The sequence below is a fragment of the Pseudoalteromonas sp. 11L1 genome (genome assembly GCF_055397545.1).
Window position 1 is genome coordinate 1,270,460 of sequence record NZ_AP041141.1, and the last position, 17,381, is coordinate 1,287,840.

The window sequence follows — 17,381 nt, forward strand, 5'->3', positions numbered from 1 at the left end:
AATTATTCGTCTGTTGGGAAAATTTCAACATGGGCTTGTTCGCGCATTTCTTGCTGCCAGTTAAAACCTTCTTCTTTAAATTTACGATTAAACAACATGCCATGTGCACGATTACGCTTAGCTTGCTCAGTTTTATCTGCAACGCGTGTATCTAACAACTGCACAATGTGCCAGCCATACTGGGTTCTAAAGGGTTCGCTGATTTCGTTTTGATCAAGAGATAGCAATGTATCTCTAAACGCAGGAACGTAGGTAGTTGGATCAGTCCAGTCGTATTGCCCGCCTTTAAGCGCTGAGCCTGGGTCTTGCGAGTGCTCTTTAGCTAGTTCTGCAAAGTCAGCATTTCCAGCGCGTAAATCCTTAACAAAGCCAGCTAGCATAGTGCGGGCTTTTTCTTCGCTTAAAATAATTGAAGGCTTAATAAGAATATGACGGGATTTAACTTCTGTGGCTTCTACTACTTGGCGACCACGAACGTCTTGCACCTTAATAATATGAAAACCTGCGCCAGAGCGAAGTGGGCCAATAATCGTACCTTTCTTTTGCCCTTTCACCGCTTCTGCAAATAAAGATGGCATTTCATTAATGCCCATCCAGTCTAATTGACCACCCTCAAGCGCTTTTGGACCACTTGATGAAGAAATAGCAATACGCTTAAACTCTTGGCCGTCTTGCAGCAGTTCAATTACCTTGTCTGCGCGTGTTTTTGCAGAGCTGACGTCATCTGCACTTGCACCGCTTGGAATATCGATAAGAATATGACCAATATCGTATTCTTCGGCATTTTTGCCTTGGCTATCCATAATTTTTAGCAAGTTATCAATTTCTTGGTCGCTTATATATATACGACGGTCTACGTTTACGCGAATGACTTGTTGCGTGGTTATCTCTTTACGAATTTCTTCACGGTAAGCTTGAAAGCTCTCACCCGACGCTTCAATAGTACGACGTAAATCAGCAATTGTACCGTCTTGCTCTTTGGCCATGTTGGCGAGTGTCTGGTCGAGCTGGCTATCTGAAATCTCTAAGCCCATACGCTCAGCCATTTGCATCATTAGCGTTTGATTAACTAAGCGCTCAATTGCTTGTACACGCAGTGTTTCGTCTTTTGGCAGCTGTTGATTTTGTTCTTCTGCTTGTTTTTTAACACGATCAACAATTGTGTCTACTTCACTTTTTAAAATAACGCCTTGGTTTACAATACCAATCACTTTATCTATTTCGACCGGTGCGGCGAATGCACTTTGGCATAAGCTAAACGTTAAAACTGCTGATGTTAATAATTTTTTTAAATTCATATTCTTTTTACTACTCTTACTAATAGTACTGTTGTAATGCTAAAGGCGACTAGATTGATATAGTTATTTGTAAATTTTTACTATACAAAATGCAGCTTAGTCATTAAGAAAATACGGCCTACGATAACCAAAAATACCTTGTTGTAATAATTTTTGAGCATCATAACGGCTTTTACTACCAAGCCCTTTTAATACAAAATTCAAACGAATGCTCGAATCAAAAGTGGCTTGGGGTTGCCCAATTGACTGATTTAAATCAGTTTCAATTTGGCGATGACCAGTAATTTGGAACGCCCAACAACACGATTCATACTGTAATCCACTAAATACTTCAATGCTGCGGTTATTATCAAGGTCGCGATGGTAACTTGCAATAAACTGCCATTCGTCACTGATAGGAATGCTTGTAAATAAGCCCGCTTGTTCGATTGTATTTCCTGAGACATCATTTGCATAGCGATGGTTCAATTGAACGAGCTGATTATTGTCACCTTTATAATCTAAGGTAACATTTGACTGGATAATTTGCTTGCCATCCGTATCGTACTGAATACCACCGGATAAATACCAGCGGCGGTGCCAATGTAACATGGTTTGCGCTGCAAACAAGGCATTGTAGTTACTGTCGCTGTTAAGCCCTTGCTCTGTGGGCTTGGCTGAATCACTTAAATAAAATATTTGGCCAGCACTGAAATTAAATACTTCTTCATTTTTCTTATCAAATAAACGGGTGGTTGCCCCAAGCGTAAATTGATTTGCAGCGGCAATACGGTCAACACTTGAAAAACGTGCATCCCTGAATAGGCCAAAAAAGTCATCTTGTAGTTTAGTGGTATCGTATAAGCCAATATCAGATTGATCTTTATTTGGCGTATATAAATACTGAATTTGTGGTTCTAGGGTTTGAATGCCATCGTCGATAAAAATTGAGGTGTCGCGCTCAAAGTTAAGCTGAGAATATAAGCGGAGTTTCGGCAATGTGCGCGAGACCGTCTCGCTATATTGAGTGCCCTGTAAGTTGCCGTCTTGTTTATAGTTAGTTTGTAGCAGGCTTACTTCAGATAAAAATGACCAAGCATATTCTTTGTAATCAAAGCGTGCTTTAGGTTCTATATGCACGCGAGTTGCTTGGTCAATCACCGCTGAGCTATTAGTAAAGTGGCTCAGCTCCCCTGAAACAGTAAAATCGAAGTAATCAATTTTCCACGGCGTAGTTTGTGTAAAGCTAACTTGAGGTAAGGCTGTATATGACTCTAAGTGGTCACCGAGTACTTCAAAGTTTTGTATTTTTATATCAGTACGCCACATCTCGCCCATGTGAGTTAGTGAGCCGGTACGATAAAGCTGAGTATCGGTTTTACTTGCATAAGTTGAGTTTAAATCAGTAAGGTAATTATCATCACTGACATTGGTTATATCAATACTGGCTCGCCAGTCTTCGCCTATATAGCTTTTTTGTTGCCAATGAAACAAAAAACGCTCGTCAAGTTCAGGTTCTGAGTCATCTTTATTTAAGTATTCGACAGCCACTAAACCTTGGTGTTCTGGAGTTAGATATCTAAATTCAGTTTGTAGCTGTAAACCTTTGCGTGACATATAACGCGGCGTAATGGTTGCATCATAGTTTGGAGCAATATTCCAATAATAAGGCGTAATAGTCTCTAAACCATAGCGATCTGAGCTTGAAAAGCTGGGTGTTAATAAGCCTGATTTACGGCGCTCATCAAGTGGGAAAGTAAAATAGGGTAAATAGAGCACTGGCGTGTCTAAAATACGTAGCACCGCATTGTAGGTTTCACCCCAGCCTTCTTCTCGCGATAAATTAATTTCGTCGGCTTCAATCGCCCATACTGGCGTATTACCCGGGCAAGCAGTAAAGCTTGCATTCATCAGCATTAAGCCAGACTTGTCGATGGTGAGTTTTTCCGCACCACCTTTGCCTTGCTGTTGTGTTAGGCTGTATTGTGCGCCTAATAAGCTAAATGCTGAGTTGTTTAAATCGGCGTTTAAGCCCGCACTTTGAACTTTACTTACATAATCGCGGTAGGTAATAGGGCCGGTGGCATTGAGTAGGCCGCGTTGTTTATCAATCAGTGCTGATTGTGCGGACAAACTCATGTTAACGGTGTTAATATCAACATTACCAGTAAATTCAGCGCTTTGTGTGCCTAAAAGCTCAACGTCATCAGCGCTGATATCAACCGTTCCAAGCTCAAGGCCAGCTAGCGGTTGCCAAGCTCTGGTTTGCATTGAAGTGCCACAAAAGTTGTGTGTCAGTTCAGTTTCGGCAAGCGATGGTGCGCTCAGTACGCTTAGCATCAAAATGCCCCAGGTTTTGCTCATTTATCGACCTTTATGCTCTGTGATTAGTTACAAGCTATACATAATAAAGGAAAACAATAGCAAAGTAATTAGTGAAAAATAGATAGCTTATAAAATGACACGTTTTGAGAGTTTACAACAGTTTATTAATACTCACTTTAGTGAGCAATCTTACGCGCTTAATGCAATAACCGCAGATGCCAGTTTTCGCCGTTATTATAGGTTAAGCGCTGAAAATAAAAACTTTATTGTGATGGACTCAGATCCAAAAAAAGTTAACAACGTCCCTTATATTGCATTAAATAAGGTGTTTTCTGAACAGGGTTTTTTATTGCCAACCATTATTCATAGTGATGAGCAGCAAGGTTTTTTTATTTTAAGTGATTTAGGCAACACCCATTTAGCTGATTTACTTGATGATGCCAATCGCAGCGAGTATTACCAGCAGCTGATCAGTTTAAGTGCCAAGTGGGCTAAAACGCCTAAAGCTCCGTCAATGAATCCGTATGACCATGACTTTATTGCACTTGAGCTGGATATTTTTAAAAATTGGTTAGTTAATGATTTTATTTGTACAGAGCTCAGCGCTGAGCAACAAAATATTTGGCAAACAAGTACTGCGCTGCTAATCAATACACTGCTTGAACAACCCACAGTGACTATGCATCGTGATTACCATAGCCGTAATATTATGCGCTGCGAGCTGCAATGGGCAATTATTGATTATCAAGACGCGGTACAAGGTCCGTTATGTTATGACTTAGTCTCGCTTTTAAGAGATTGTTATTTTAAATTGCCCAACGACGAGCTGACTCATTTACTTGAGTTTGGTTATGACGAATTTAAGCGACAAAGTTTAATAACTAACGAGTCATTCGCACAATTTAAGTATTGGTTTGATTTAACTGGCTTGCAGCGCCATTTAAAAGCAGCGGGTATTTTTTGTCGCTTGTATTTACGGGATGGCAAAAAAGGTTACTTAACCAATATATTACCAACACTAGCGTATATTGTTGAAGTGGCGGCAGAGTATCCAGAGCTTAGTGATTTGTCTGATTGGGTAAAAAATTACGTAGTACCAAAAGTACAGCAGCGGTTAAAAGAGGAACAACTATGAAGGCCATGATCTTAGCTGCAGGACGCGGTAAACGTATGATGCCGCTCACCGCACAGTTGCCAAAACCTATGTTATGTGTGGCAGGTAAACCACTTATTGAGCATCATATTATGCGCTTAAAAGCAGCTGGTATTACGCAGATTGTGATTAATCTCGCCTGGCAAGGAGATAAAATAAAAACCTACTTTGCAGATGGCAGTGCATGGGGTGTAAGTATTACCTATAGCCAGGAAGCAACTGGCGGGCTTGAAACTGCTGGCGGAATTATTCAAGCACTTCCTTTATTAGATGAGTCATTTATTGTTATTAATGGTGATGTTTACAGCGATTACGATGTTAATGCATTAATGCAGCTGCATTTACAGCCAAAAGAAGCGCACATTGTATTAGTTGAAAATCCTGCGCATAACCCAGATGGTGATTTTACGCTAAGCCACTTACCTAATAGTGAACAGCGCTATACTTTTTCTGGAATTGGCCGTTATCAGGCTGATTTCTTTGAAGGGCTGCCCCCAGGTATTCTCCCGTTAGGGCCTTTACTGCGTGAAAAATTAAATGAACATTTAGTCTCCACTGAACTCTATATTGGCCAATGGGACGATATAGGCACACCAGAGCGTTTATCGACTCTTAACCAACAATTAGCACCATAAGCTAAATATAAAACACTAGAGGTAAGTTTTAAAATGTGGGGAAAAATTCTCGGTTTCTGTTTTGGTTTTATGTTTGGCAAAATATTTGGCGCTATTTTAGGCTTATACCTAGGCCATATGTTTGATAAAAGTCTAAAGAAAGACTTTGATCAGGCTGGCGGCTTCTCTAACCTTTTTAAAGGCGATGATGTTAACGAGCGCCAAGCACTGTTTTTTTCTAGCTGCTTTGCAGTAATGGGGCATATCGCCAAGTCAAATGGACGAATAAGCGAAACCCATATTAAAGCTGCGACGCTATTTATGGATGAAATGGGCTTAAAAGGCGAAGAGCGCCGTGAAGCGCAGCAGGCATTTCAATCGGGTAAAGATAGCGACTTTTCTCTCAAAGACACGGTTTATGACTTTAAAGAACGTTTTGCTAAACGTTACGATTTACTACAGTTATTTTTAGAAATTCAAATTCAAATGGCGTTTTCTGATGGCGTGCTTGCCGCGCAAGAAAAGCAATTACTGCAAGAAGTAAGCAAGCAGTTGGGGGTATCTAAAGCACACTTTGCCTTTGTACTAAAACGTTATCAAGCAGAGTTTAATTTTAGGCAGCAACAACAGCGCTTTAGGCAGCAGCAAAGTCAAAGTAGTAGTTACCGAGAAGGCTCAGGGCATCATGTACCGCCAAGTAATGATATGAATCGCTCGCAGGCATTGGCCTTGTTAGGGCTAAATAAAGATGCGTCGCAACGTGATATTAAAGTAGCGTACCGAAAGCTTATGGCTCAGCACCATCCTGATAAACTGGTATCGCAAGGTTTACCTAAGCATATGATGGAAGTCGCGGTTAAAAAAAGCCAAGATATTCAAGCCGCTTACGAGTATTTAAAAAAGGCGGCGTAAAAAACCGTCTATTTCTCTGCTCAAGCGTGCATGTTGCTGCGGCGCGTCGCGCAATCCAAACAGCTGGCGCTGGCGGTAATCAAACTTTGCATTACGGTTAACCCAACGCTGACGGTTTTTAAGGTTCATTAAAATATCGTTACTGTCTGTAGCAAAATAAATATCCAACAAAGCAGGGGTGACCAAGGATGTTATTTGGCTTAACTTGGCATTGCGTTTTGTATTAGGAAGGTAACTACTCAAACTAATGAAGGCGTTTATTTTTAAGTCTGCAAATTCAGCGTAGTGCTCCAACAACACCCCAGCACTGGTGCCTTGTGCAATAACAACAATATTGTCAGACTCCATTGCTGCCTGCTGATACAAAGCTTCGTAGCGAGCGAGCAGTTTTAACTTGTAGTTATCCACGACCTCGGTATTTACTTGCTCAACATAGTCGGCATGATGAGGCTGTTTTTGTGTGCTGGTGTCAGGCTCATTATTTGTGCCCACAGAATCATTAATCGTTTTTGCTGTGTCATCTTGGGCTGCTTGCCAATCTATATCAGGAACTGTCATCGCATAAGAAGTGTACCCATGATTATTCAGCTCTTTACGCAAAAAGTTCATGCCGGAATTGTTTGTGGGCGTTGATTGCCAGTCAGGAATGAGTATGACCACCCCTCTAAAGTCGGCGCTCATATATTCACTGTATAAAGTTAAAAACTCAGTATCACCAGCTAAAATAGACATTACTTCATCACTTTGGGCTAGGCGAGAGATATCCGCATCAATATTTTTTGAAAAGGGAGGAGGAGCGATATACTCAGCACTAAGCACTTGAAAACTGATTAATGCACAGCCAAGCGAAAGAGTAGTAATAATGACTTTAAATATCTGCGTAATAAACATAATAAGCTTTTAATTTAAATCTTATTTATGTATCGGCGTAGCACTCTTAAAGTTTAGCTATTTACTGCAAATAACTAAAAGATTAATCCGCATTAAAACTCGGGGTCAGCTTCAAACGTGAGTACTTGCTCTGTAACAGGATGCTTTAGCTGCAGCATTTGTGCATGCAGCTGTAATCGAGGTGCCGCAGCAAGTGCGTCTTTGTGGGCATATAAACGATCGCCTAAAATAGGGTGGCCTAAGCTTAGCATATGCACTCGCAGCTGGTGGGAGCGCCCAGTAATAGGAGTCAGCTCTACACGGGTTGCCTGTGCTTCGCGCTTAAGCACTTTAAAATGAGTAAGCGAGGGCTTGCCATTGTCGTGATCAACCATTTGCTTAGGGCGGTTCGGCCAATCACAAATAAGCGGTAAGTCAACTGAGCCGGTTTCATTTTCAAGCTGTCCATAAATTCGCGCAATGTAACGTTTTGCCGTTTCGCGCTCTTGAAATTGCATACTTAAATGCCGATGAGCGGCTTTGTTCATTGCCAAGCAAAGTATTCCTGAGGTAGCCATATCTAAACGGTGAACAATTTTAGCCGTAGGAAAAACACGGTTGACGCGATTAATTAAGCTATCGGCATGTTTTGGGTCTTTACCTGGTACGGTGAGTAACTCGCTAGGCTTATTTACAATAAGTAAATCATCGTCTTGAAACAGTATAGTTAAATACGGGCTCATAGGGGGATTGTAATTAACTAACACGGCAGACCTCAGTGATTTTGAAGTGCGCTATTTTAGTGGAGCGAGCGCAAAGGCTCAAGTAAAAAGCGCGATATAAATATCGCGCTTTTTCAATGCACACGTTAGTTGACCTTTAACTAACGACTGACAGCTATATCCTCTAGTGCGAAACCACAATTAAACGAATTGCATCGAGTTTTAACTGCGCTTTTTCAATATGTGCGGTTAGCTCATTGCGTTGTTTATCGTAAAAAGTAATTTCTTCTTGGCGAATATTTGGGTTTATTTGTTTAAGTGCCTCTAAACGCTGCTGCTCTTCACTCAACGATGTTTGCATTTTAGTTAATGACTCTGCACGAATAACATCCAGCTTTTGTTGCGCCATGTCTTTTGCTGTGTTGATCATCGGATGAACCGCACTTTGTAATGCACCGGCTAATTTACTTGCTGTTTGACGACCTACCGCAGATAACTGTTGATTAAAGCCATCAAAGCCAACGTTTTCGCCTAAGTTATTACTGCTCTTATCGAGTAAAATACGAATTGGCGTAGGCGGTAAAAAGCGGCCCACTTGCAGTACTTTTGGTGCCATTGCTTCGGCAACAAAGATTAGCTCAACAAAGAATGTTCCTGGTGGTAACTTTTTGTTTTTAAGTAACGCCACTGATGCACTACCAAAGTCATCATCGCAAATCATGTCCATAGTGCCTTGCACCATAGGGTGATCCCAACTAATAAAGTGAACATCTTCTTGTGAAAGAGCGGTATCACGGTCAAATGTCACCGTCATGCCATCTTCTTTTAAAGCTGGAAATGAGGCATTAAGCATATGCTCAGTGGGTTTTAAAATAATAGTGTTTTCACCTTTATCTTCTTGGCTTACGCCAAAGGTGTCGAACACATTGATCATGTAACTTGGTAGCTCAAACTGATTATCGAGTTTTTCAATGTCAGCGACGAGTGAATCAGCAGCGCCTTGCCCTGATGAATGCAGTTCTAGTAGGCGATCTCGGCCACTTTCCATTTGCTTACGTAATACTGCATTCTTTTGTGCTACTTGCTCAAGCAATGGGTCTAGCTCATCTTCGTCACAATTATGAGCTGCAATATATTCAAGTAAGTCTTCGCTAAACTCTTTATATAATAACTGTCCTGTGGTTGAAGTGCTTTCAAATGCATCTAGGCCTTCGTTGTACCAACGTAATAACACTTCTTGTGCCGTATTTTCAAAGTAAGGCACATGAATGTTCACATCTTGTGTTTGACCTATGCGGTCTAAGCGACCAATTCGTTGCTCAAGTAAATCTGGGTTGAGCGGTAAATCAAACAACACTAAATGGTGTGAGAATTGGAAGTTACGGCCTTCTGAACCAATTTCAGAACACAATAATATTTGAGCATTATCGTATTCATCGGCAAAGAACGCCGCGGCGCGGTCTCGTTCAATTATCGACATGCCCTCGTGGAAAACCGAGGCTTTAATTGCTTCGCGTTCACGTAATATTTGTTCAAGGCTAATTGCTGTCTCGGCTTTAGCACAAATGAGTAATACTTTTTCACGTTTGAGTGTTTTTAGCGTTTCGATTAGCCAATCTACACGAGGGTCAAATAAACCCCAGCTGGCGCTTTCACCTTCAAACTCTTGAAATATTTTTTCAGGGAAAAGTGCACGTTGTGCACTGAGTTCAGCATTTTGAATGCCGCTCATATTACCTAGTACAGTCATTGCTGTTTTGTATTGCTTAGGTAAAGCCATAGGATAGGCGTGTAATTTACGACTTGGGTAACCATCAATACCACTGCGACTATTTCTAAATAAGATGCGGCCAGTACCGTGACGGTCTAAAAGCATATTTAAAATTTCTTTACGTGCTTCAAGGTCGCCTTGTTGTGCTGTTTCAAGAATATCGGTGATATCCGTTTCTTTTAATAGCTCAATCAAGGTTGCTTTAGCGTTATCATCTAATGATTGCTCTTGCAGTAGTTGGTTAGCAGCTTCGGCTACATCTTTGTAGTTTGCTTCTTCTTCTTTAAATACGTCGTAGTCGTAAAAGCGATCTGGGTCGAGCAGTTGTAAGCGTGCAAAGTGGCTACGATGACCCAGTTGGTCTGGCGTTGCTGTTAATAAAATTAGCCCCGGAATGTCTTGACTCAGCTCAGCCATACGTTGGTATTCGGCACTAGGTTTATTGTTGTTAATGCTTAAATGATGGGCTTCATCAATGACTAATAAGTCCCAGTCGGCCAACGTAGATTGTTCAAACCAACGTTTTTTCTTAGTTAAAAACTCAAGGCTGGTAAGCACCAGTTGCTCGGTATCAAATACGTTAGGTGAATCAGCAAACGCTTCGTCGCAGCGCTCTTCATCAAAAATAGAAAAACGTAAATTAAAACGGCGTAGCATTTCTACTAACCATTGGTGCTGCAAGTTCTCAGGTACCACAATGAGCACACGGCTGGCGCGACCAGTAATAATTTGTTGGTGTAAAATCATGCCAGCTTCGATGGTTTTACCCAAACCTACTTCATCAGAAAGTAGTACACGTGGCGCAAAACGTTTACCTACTTCTTGGGCAATATAAAGCTGATGCGGAATAAGGTTGGCACGTTGGCCAATTAAACCTTTAATAGGTGACTGTTGGCGTTCAAATTGGTGTAACCAAGTTTGGTAGCGCAAAGTGTATCGATCAAAGCGGTCTACTTGGCCTGCAAATAAACGGTCTTGTGGTTTATTAAATTTAATAAAATGGTCTAAAAAGGTCTCTTTTAATTGTACTTTTTCACCGTTATCAATACGTTCACCGTGATAGCACAGTAATTCGCCTTGTACTTCAATTGACTCAACTTGTAATTCCCACTCCTCAACGCTTCGGATCACATCACCAGGATTAAATGCTACACGGGTTACCGGAGCTTCTGCAGAAGAATAAACACGGTTTTCACCACTGGCAGGAAATAAAATGCTGACCTGGCGGCCATCAATGGCAACAACGGTGCCCAATCCTAAATCTGACTCTGTATCACTGATCCAACGCTGACCTAAGGAAAAATTCATGTATGTCTCGTCTATGAAGAAAAAGGCGGCTATGTTACCTGTTAGATAACACCACTGCAAGGCGCTATTTGCCTGACTTTTAATTAATTTTATAAGTGTGAATTATTCCTATCTATAAGCACTGATTAGTGCGCCGATTTTGTAGGAAATTCAAACTAAATGATATTTGTCATAAAACAGACTTTTATGACAAATAGACTAAACTCAAATTATACCTAAGTAATTAATCAAGTTTATTAGTCACACTGATTAGTTTATTGGGTATAGCATAAAAATCATAAAACGTAAGGAAAGTGCTATGGAAAAAGCTTCGAACCTTGATAGTAAAATGTATGTGCTAGATACCAATGTATTGCTTCATGAACCCCTCGCGTATTTGTCATTTCAAGAACACCAAGTGGTTATTCCAATGACTGTATTGGAAGAGCTTGATCACATTAAAGATAGAAAACACGATGTAAGTCGCGATGCCCGAGTGGCCATTCGTGGACTTGATGGAGTGCTCAGCCAGGCCTCTCCCGAGCAAATGTTACAAGGGGTTGCGCTACCAAGTAATAAACAAGGCGGATTAACGGGAAGCTTACTGATTGTAAATGACCATTTATTTGCCGATTCTATTTCCGGCTTACCGGGCAATGAAAACGACCACCGCATTATTAATTGCGCGGTGCACTTACAAAATCAGCACAGTGATAAAAAAGTCATACTGGTTACTAAAGATATCAACATGCGCTTAAAAGCCAAAGGGGCGGGGCTTAAATATGTTGAAGATTACCGTACCGATCAGCTTATTGACGATATCGCCTTACTTACCAGCGGCTATAAAAAAATTACTGGTGATTTTTGGCAGCATGTTGGCGAGTGTAACACTGAGCAACACGGGCGTGAAACAGTCCATCATATCCCTAAAGATTTAATCCCAGATGTGTTTTGTAATGAGTATTTACTTGATGATGGCGATCAGTTTGCCGCTAGAGTCAAATCTTACGATGGTGAGCATATTACCATTAAAGATATTGGTGCAGAGCGACTAATGCATCAAAGCGCCTGGGGAATAAAGCCAAAAAATATTTACCAAGCAATGGCACTAGATGCACTGCTCGATACTTCTATTGAACTTGTTATTTTAACCGGCCCTGCGGGATGTGGTAAAACCTTACTCGCGCTTGCTTGTGCACTGGAAATGGTGATAGAAAAAGGTGTTTACGATAAAGTGATTGTAACCCGAAACACCCCTGAAATTGCCGAATCGATTGGCTTTTTACCTGGCACCGAAGAAGAGAAAATGGCACCTTGGCTGGCTGCAATAACTGATACCTTAGAGGTGCTGCATAAAGGAGATGAGAACCCTGTTTCAAGCCGTAATTACATTATGGAAAAAGCCAATGTTCAGTTTAAATCGGTGAACTTTATGCGTGGGCGAAGCATTCAAAATGCGGTGGTGATTTTAGATGAAAGCCAAAACTTAACGGCTTCTCAGCTCAAAACCATTATTACCCGTTGTGGTGAAGGAACTAAACTTATTTGTACCGGAAATTTAGCACAAATAGACAGTAACTATTTAACCGCGGTTACCTCTGGACTTACCTATATTGTGGAGCGATTTAAGCACTTTGAAGGCGGCGCTACTGTTAATCTTAATGGTGTAGTAAGAAGTCGACTAGCGTCATTTGCCGAGGAGAATTTATAACTTGCGCTTAACATCTTGGCTCGATAGTCTACAGTTTGATTTTTGAGCCAATAATTAGGTAACTTGTTGAAATTTTTACCGTTAGAACATTATCATCGCTCTGTTTTTGTGGCGCTAGCACTGCCTTTGTTAGTGGCCTCTTTTTTGTGTTTGCATTTTTATAATATAAAAATGGAACGTGCAATAACAAAAAAGACCACTGATTTTAATGCATTATCTGCGCAGCTTGATCATGATATGCAAGCAATGGGGGACTTGGTTGATGCAATGTTTGTTATGTATAACAAGCAAACTTTTCTTGTAGAAAATTATAATCTTACAGAAAACATTAACCAATATGAGCATTATTATTATCGCCAATTTGAACATTTAAACGGTGAAATTGCAGGTAAAGGTCAGTTTAGTTATTCTGAGTCGGCACTTTTACAATGGCAGCAGGTTATATCGCTTGCACCCTCTTTTAATACCACTTTAGCGCTGCTTTCATCTGTGCATTCTATTGCGTATGTTGATGAACGAGGGTTTGCATACTTAACTCGGCGCGACAATACACGAAATAATATATTTACTCCGCTATTGAATGGCGACTTTAAACCCTTACTGTCATCAAAAAAATTGGCTTCGAGTGCAGTCATCAATTTAGGTAATAAGGCATATTTTGCGATTGGGCGACAGCGTGAACTAAATTCCTCTGATTATATTGTTTTAATTTATGAACTGCAGACTATCTCTGGTTGGTTAAACAAAATCACCTCTAAGCAAGGTGAGTATGTTTTTATTAATCAAGCAAATCAAATTATTGCCAGTTCACAGCAGTCAATTAACCAAGCGATAAATTTTTCGGCATACTGGCCTCAAATTAATACGCGCTCATCAAAGCTTACGGCCCTGTCTGAACCGCTTTTTTTAATTCAACCCTCAGATCAGACTCCGATTCATTTAGGGTTTCTTGCTGATAAGCAAATGCTTACCAGTAGCCTTGTGCAAGAAGTGGTGTTGGAGTTTATTTCATTGGCATTATTTTTATGCTTGATGTTTTATGTCTTTTTTTGGTTAAGCAAGCGTATATTTATAAGGCCTATGACAGAGCTAATGCGTTACTTAGAACATCATAACGATGACAACACGGGTTATTTAAATTACAAAGTACCATTAAATTGGCAACCTTGGTTTGCTAAGGTGAAAGCTATTTTTGCGAAAAATGAACGTTTAGTTATTTCATTACAAAATGCTAATAAAAAGTTAGATGAGCAGGTGCAGCTCAAATCTGAAAAATTAAAACATAGTGACCAAGCAAAAGAGCGACATTTAGCCCTGCTAAATACAGTACTTAACAGCGTGCCTGACTTTATATATTTTAAAAATACAGACGGCACCTTTTTAGGGTGTAATAAAGCATTTGAGCAGTTTATAGGTAAGAGCCAAAGCGAACTTATTGGTCAAAATATGCATAGCATTAGTCGCAGCTACGAGCAAATCCAGCGGCTGGAGCAGCAAGCATTACAGCATAAAATGCAAATTCAGCAGCGTATAGACGTTGCTAAGCAAACCTATCAGTTAACGATTGCTCCGTTTTATGATGAACAGCTCCAATTGCTAGGCACAATGGGAATTGGTCGCGATATTACTGCACAGCAACATACTTTATATGCATTAAAAGAGTCGGAATCTAAATTTAGAAGTGCCATTGAATTTGCTGCCAATGGGGTGTTTTTACTTTCACTAGAGTACGCTATTTTACAGGTTAATAAAGCCGCGCGAAAACTGTTTACCAAACATCATCAATTAACAGATACCCCGTTTGGTAAACTATTTAGTGACACTCAGTGGCAAGAACTCGACGCCTTGCTGCAGCAACTATTACAAAACAAAAAACAAGTGTTTCATTTAACTTTTGCGCATACTCAATTAAATGCTTGGTTGCAGTTGAGTATGTCATTAATTTGGAATGAAAATGCTCAGCCGCTATATTATGTTATTCATATTCAAGATGTTACTGAGCTTACGAAAGCCAAAGATGATGCAGAGCGAGCCACCTTGGCTAAAAGTCGCTTTATTGCTAATTTGAGCCACGAAATACGTACTCCTCTCAATGCCATACTAGGGCTATTAGACATGTTAGTAGAGCATGGATTAACGCAGCGACAAGTGCAACTGACCAGCCAAGCGACGTATGCAGCCAATAATTTATTACAAATGCTTAATAGTATGCTTGATTTTGCGCGTGTTGAAAGTAATGAAGCAACGCTGCAATTAGCGCCTTTATGCCTAGTTGATTTGATTGATACCTGCGAAAGCTTAATTTTGCCTTTATGCCAAGCAAAGCAGATACAGCTAAAAGTTGATATTGACCCACATATTTCCCCTTTTTTAGTTGGCGACTCCATTCGTTTGCAACAAGTGTTAGGTAACTTATTAACCAATGCTGTTAAATTTACTCCTACAGGCAACGTGACATTAAAAATGCAGTTACAGCCAAGTAGCCGTAATGAGTTACAGCGTATCTGTTTTGGGGTTATAGATACAGGTGAGGGGATTGCTCAAGCCGATCAACGCCGTTTATTTGATGCCTTCACCCAAGGCGATGAGTCATCCACTCGTCAGCATCAAGGAGTAGGTTTAGGGCTGGCAATAGTAAAACACAGTGTGGCATTAATGGGCGGGGAAATTTCACTTGATAGCGATAAAGGACAAGGTTGCTATTTTTACTTTACGCTCGATTTAGCGACCGATACCAACAAAGTTACTCGTGATGAAAATAAGTTATTAGTAATTACTAGCGCTAAAAGTACGTTACTTAATCAAGTAATTAAAGCGTATCCTGTTATTAATAACCAAACGCTTAATAGGGTAATCGCTGAACCAGAATATTTGCTGCAAGCGCACACAATAATCATTGACGCGTGTGAGCTGTCGGCCTTTTTAACACCAAAAATAAAAGCAACACTGCGTACAGCTGCTATTTCGGTTGTTGTTATTACAGATAATCAAGACGAACAGCCACCAATAAATGATTCCCTTATTACCCAGTTCTTACCCTCAAGCGCACTTGCACAGCGATTACTTAATTTGAGCTCGCAAAAAATAGTGAAGGCAATTGAAAACAAAGCACAAAAACCGCGTGATACAGTCTCAGGAATATTAGTGTTAGCGATAGACGATAATCCATTGAACCTCGATATTATTAGCAGTATTTTGAGTCAAGCTGGAGTAAATGTTGTTACGATCAATGACCCGCAAAAAGGGATTGAATTGGTAAGTAGCTTACGCCCCGACTTAGTCTTAATGGATATTCAAATGCCCAAAATTGATGGCTATCAAGCGACTGAAATAATACGCCAACAGTTTGACGCTCAGCAATTACCTATTTTTGCATTAACCGCGCATAGTGAACCAGCCGACATTTCGCGCTCACTCAATGGTGGGATGAATAAACATTTAACTAAGCCTGTGGTTGCGCCAGTTTTATTTACAGCAATCGCAAGCCTTGGCATCGCTACGCCATGTTTTTTCGATAAAGCCTTTGCTTTGTCTCAGTTTGACGATGATCACTCTGTACTGCACAGTATGTTAGACAAGTTAGCGACATTAAGTGAATCATATTCAGCTGAGCTTCAAAACAACAACCCTAGTATTGAAATGGTACGCTTAGTGCATAGTTTAAAAGGGATAGCAGGAAATTTAGGTTTTAACCGATTATTATTGTGTGCTCAACATACTGAGCAAGTATTAAAAGCGAACAGCGATCACGCTGCAGCTGCAATTAAAGAATTAATAATACAGTTAGAGCAAGTGCAAATTTATATAAAAAGTTTAGATGTAAGTAATGATAAATAAAGCAAAAATATTAATTGTAGATGACGATGCGCTTAACCGAATCATTTTAGAAAAAACCCTAAGTGACGAGCATGAGGTTTACTTAGTGGCTAGTGGTGAAGAGGCGTTGGCATTTGTTAAGCACACACAATTAGACTTAATTATTTTAGACATTATGATGCCAGGCATGAATGGTTACGACGTGCTGGTGGAGCTTAAAGAAAGCAGCCTAAGCCATACAATCCCCATTATTTTTATCTCAGCGAATAGCTCTCATGAAGACGAAGCAAAAGGCTTAGAGTTAGGCGCAATGGATTACATTGTTAAGCCATTTTGTGCCTCTATTGTTAAAGTGCGTGTACGTAATCAATTACTCATTAAGCAAAAAAACGATTTATTAGAAATGCTTGCGTCTATTGATGGTTTAACAGAAATACCTAACAGACGTTATTTAGATGAAAACTTAGAACGAGAGTGGCGAAGAAGTAAGCGTAATAATTCCTCCATGTGTGTACTGCTTATCGATATTGATCACTTTAAGCGCTATAACGACTACTACGGTCATCGTGCTGGCGATGAGTGTTTAAAAGCAGTGGCGCAAACATTAGTGGCGCAATGTGAACGTGGCAGTGATTTTGTTGCCCGTTATGGTGGTGAAGAGTTTGTTGCAGTATTACCAGAAACCAATCAGCAAGGCGCTATTGCGTTTGCTAATAAATTACGCAAAGCTATTAATGACTTGAATATAGAACACAACGCATCTTTAAATGCTTCACACATTACTATTAGTATTGGAATTGCCTCAAGTGAGAGCAGTCAAGCATACACCGAGAAAGCGTTATTAGAAGAGGCTGACTCAGGTTTATATAATGCTAAAAAGTCAGGGCGCAATCAAATTAGCGCCCAATAGTATTTTCGAGAGC

General features: G+C 40.3%; 11 protein-coding genes. 6 read left to right on the forward strand and 5 right to left on the reverse strand.

The genetic code is table 11. From position 1 onward, the window contains the following. Nucleotides 1–2: 2 nt before the first annotated feature. Together surA and lptD are read right to left on the reverse strand one after the other, a co-directional pair. Nucleotides 3–1,298 carry a peptidylprolyl isomerase SurA gene (surA, locus tag ACZ5WS_RS05875; RefSeq protein ID WP_464711116.1) on the reverse strand — a complete coding sequence of 432 codons (1,296 nt, stop codon included), beginning with the start codon at nt 1,296–1,298 and terminating at the stop codon, nt 3–5. A 96-nt stretch (nt 1,299–1,394) separates the two neighbouring features. Beyond that, a complete protein-coding gene (lptD, locus tag ACZ5WS_RS05880) occupies nt 1,395–3,641 on the reverse strand; it encodes an LPS assembly protein LptD (RefSeq protein WP_178956585.1) in 2,247 nt (748 codons plus the stop codon). A 94-nt stretch (nt 3,642–3,735) separates the two neighbouring features. Between lptD and ACZ5WS_RS05885 the strand changes: the two genes are divergently transcribed. Genes ACZ5WS_RS05885 through djlA form a run of 3 tightly spaced genes read left to right on the forward strand, consistent with a single transcriptional unit; the run spans nt 3,736 to nt 6,281 of the window. Continuing rightward, nucleotides 3,736–4,737, forward strand: coding sequence for an aminoglycoside phosphotransferase family protein (locus ACZ5WS_RS05885; protein WP_138609115.1), 1,002 nt, complete (start codon nt 3,736–3,738; stop codon nt 4,735–4,737). Further along, complete coding sequence (murU, locus tag ACZ5WS_RS05890; RefSeq protein WP_464711119.1) at nt 4,734–5,390, forward strand: N-acetylmuramate alpha-1-phosphate uridylyltransferase MurU; 657 nt, start codon at nt 4,734–4,736, stop codon at nt 5,388–5,390. Before ACZ5WS_RS05885 ends, murU begins: the two co-directional genes overlap by 4 nt. A 33-nt stretch (nt 5,391–5,423) precedes the next feature. After that, nucleotides 5,424–6,281 carry a co-chaperone DjlA gene (gene djlA, locus ACZ5WS_RS05895; protein WP_010391624.1) on the forward strand — a complete coding sequence of 286 codons (858 nt, stop codon included), beginning with the start codon at nt 5,424–5,426 and terminating at the stop codon, nt 6,279–6,281. On the opposite strand, the gene ACZ5WS_RS05900 is transcribed toward djlA, so the two are convergent. The 3 genes from ACZ5WS_RS05900 to rapA all read right to left on the reverse strand — a co-directional run bounded on the left by ACZ5WS_RS05900 (nt 6,264) and on the right by rapA (nt 10,952). Continuing rightward, entirely contained in the window at nt 6,264–7,172 is a 909-nt protein-coding gene (locus ACZ5WS_RS05900) for a DUF3530 family protein (protein ID WP_464711121.1), read from the reverse strand. The genes djlA and ACZ5WS_RS05900 overlap by 18 nt on opposite strands. 92 nt (nt 7,173–7,264) lie before the next feature. Beyond that, on the reverse strand, nt 7,265–7,918 hold the full coding sequence (gene rluA / locus ACZ5WS_RS05905; protein WP_464711123.1) for a bifunctional tRNA pseudouridine(32) synthase/23S rRNA pseudouridine(746) synthase RluA: 654 nt from the start codon (nt 7,916–7,918) through the stop codon (nt 7,265–7,267). A gap of 139 nt (nt 7,919–8,057) precedes the next feature. After that, nucleotides 8,058–10,952 (reverse strand): RNA polymerase-associated protein RapA, encoded by a 2,895-nt coding sequence (gene rapA / locus ACZ5WS_RS05910; protein WP_464711125.1) that lies wholly within the window; start codon nt 10,950–10,952, stop codon nt 8,058–8,060. Nucleotides 10,953–11,250: 298 nt separating this feature from the next. Here rapA and ACZ5WS_RS05915 point away from each other — a divergent pair, with 298 nt between their 5' ends. The 3 genes from ACZ5WS_RS05915 to ACZ5WS_RS05925 all read left to right on the forward strand — a co-directional run bounded on the left by ACZ5WS_RS05915 (nt 11,251) and on the right by ACZ5WS_RS05925 (nt 17,368). Next, a complete protein-coding gene (locus ACZ5WS_RS05915; RefSeq protein WP_010391619.1) occupies nt 11,251–12,642 on the forward strand; it encodes a PhoH family protein in 1,392 nt (463 codons plus the stop codon). 66 nt (nt 12,643–12,708) lie between these two features. Next, nucleotides 12,709–16,479: a PAS domain-containing hybrid sensor histidine kinase/response regulator gene (locus ACZ5WS_RS05920; protein WP_464711127.1), complete on the forward strand. Its 3,771-nt coding sequence runs from the start codon at nt 12,709–12,711 to the stop codon at nt 16,477–16,479. Continuing rightward, nucleotides 16,469–17,368 carry a GGDEF domain-containing response regulator gene (locus tag ACZ5WS_RS05925; RefSeq protein WP_138609129.1) on the forward strand — a complete coding sequence of 300 codons (900 nt, stop codon included), beginning with the start codon at nt 16,469–16,471 and terminating at the stop codon, nt 17,366–17,368. Before ACZ5WS_RS05920 ends, ACZ5WS_RS05925 begins: the two co-directional genes overlap by 11 nt. The last annotated feature ends 13 nt before the right edge of the window (nt 17,369–17,381 follow it).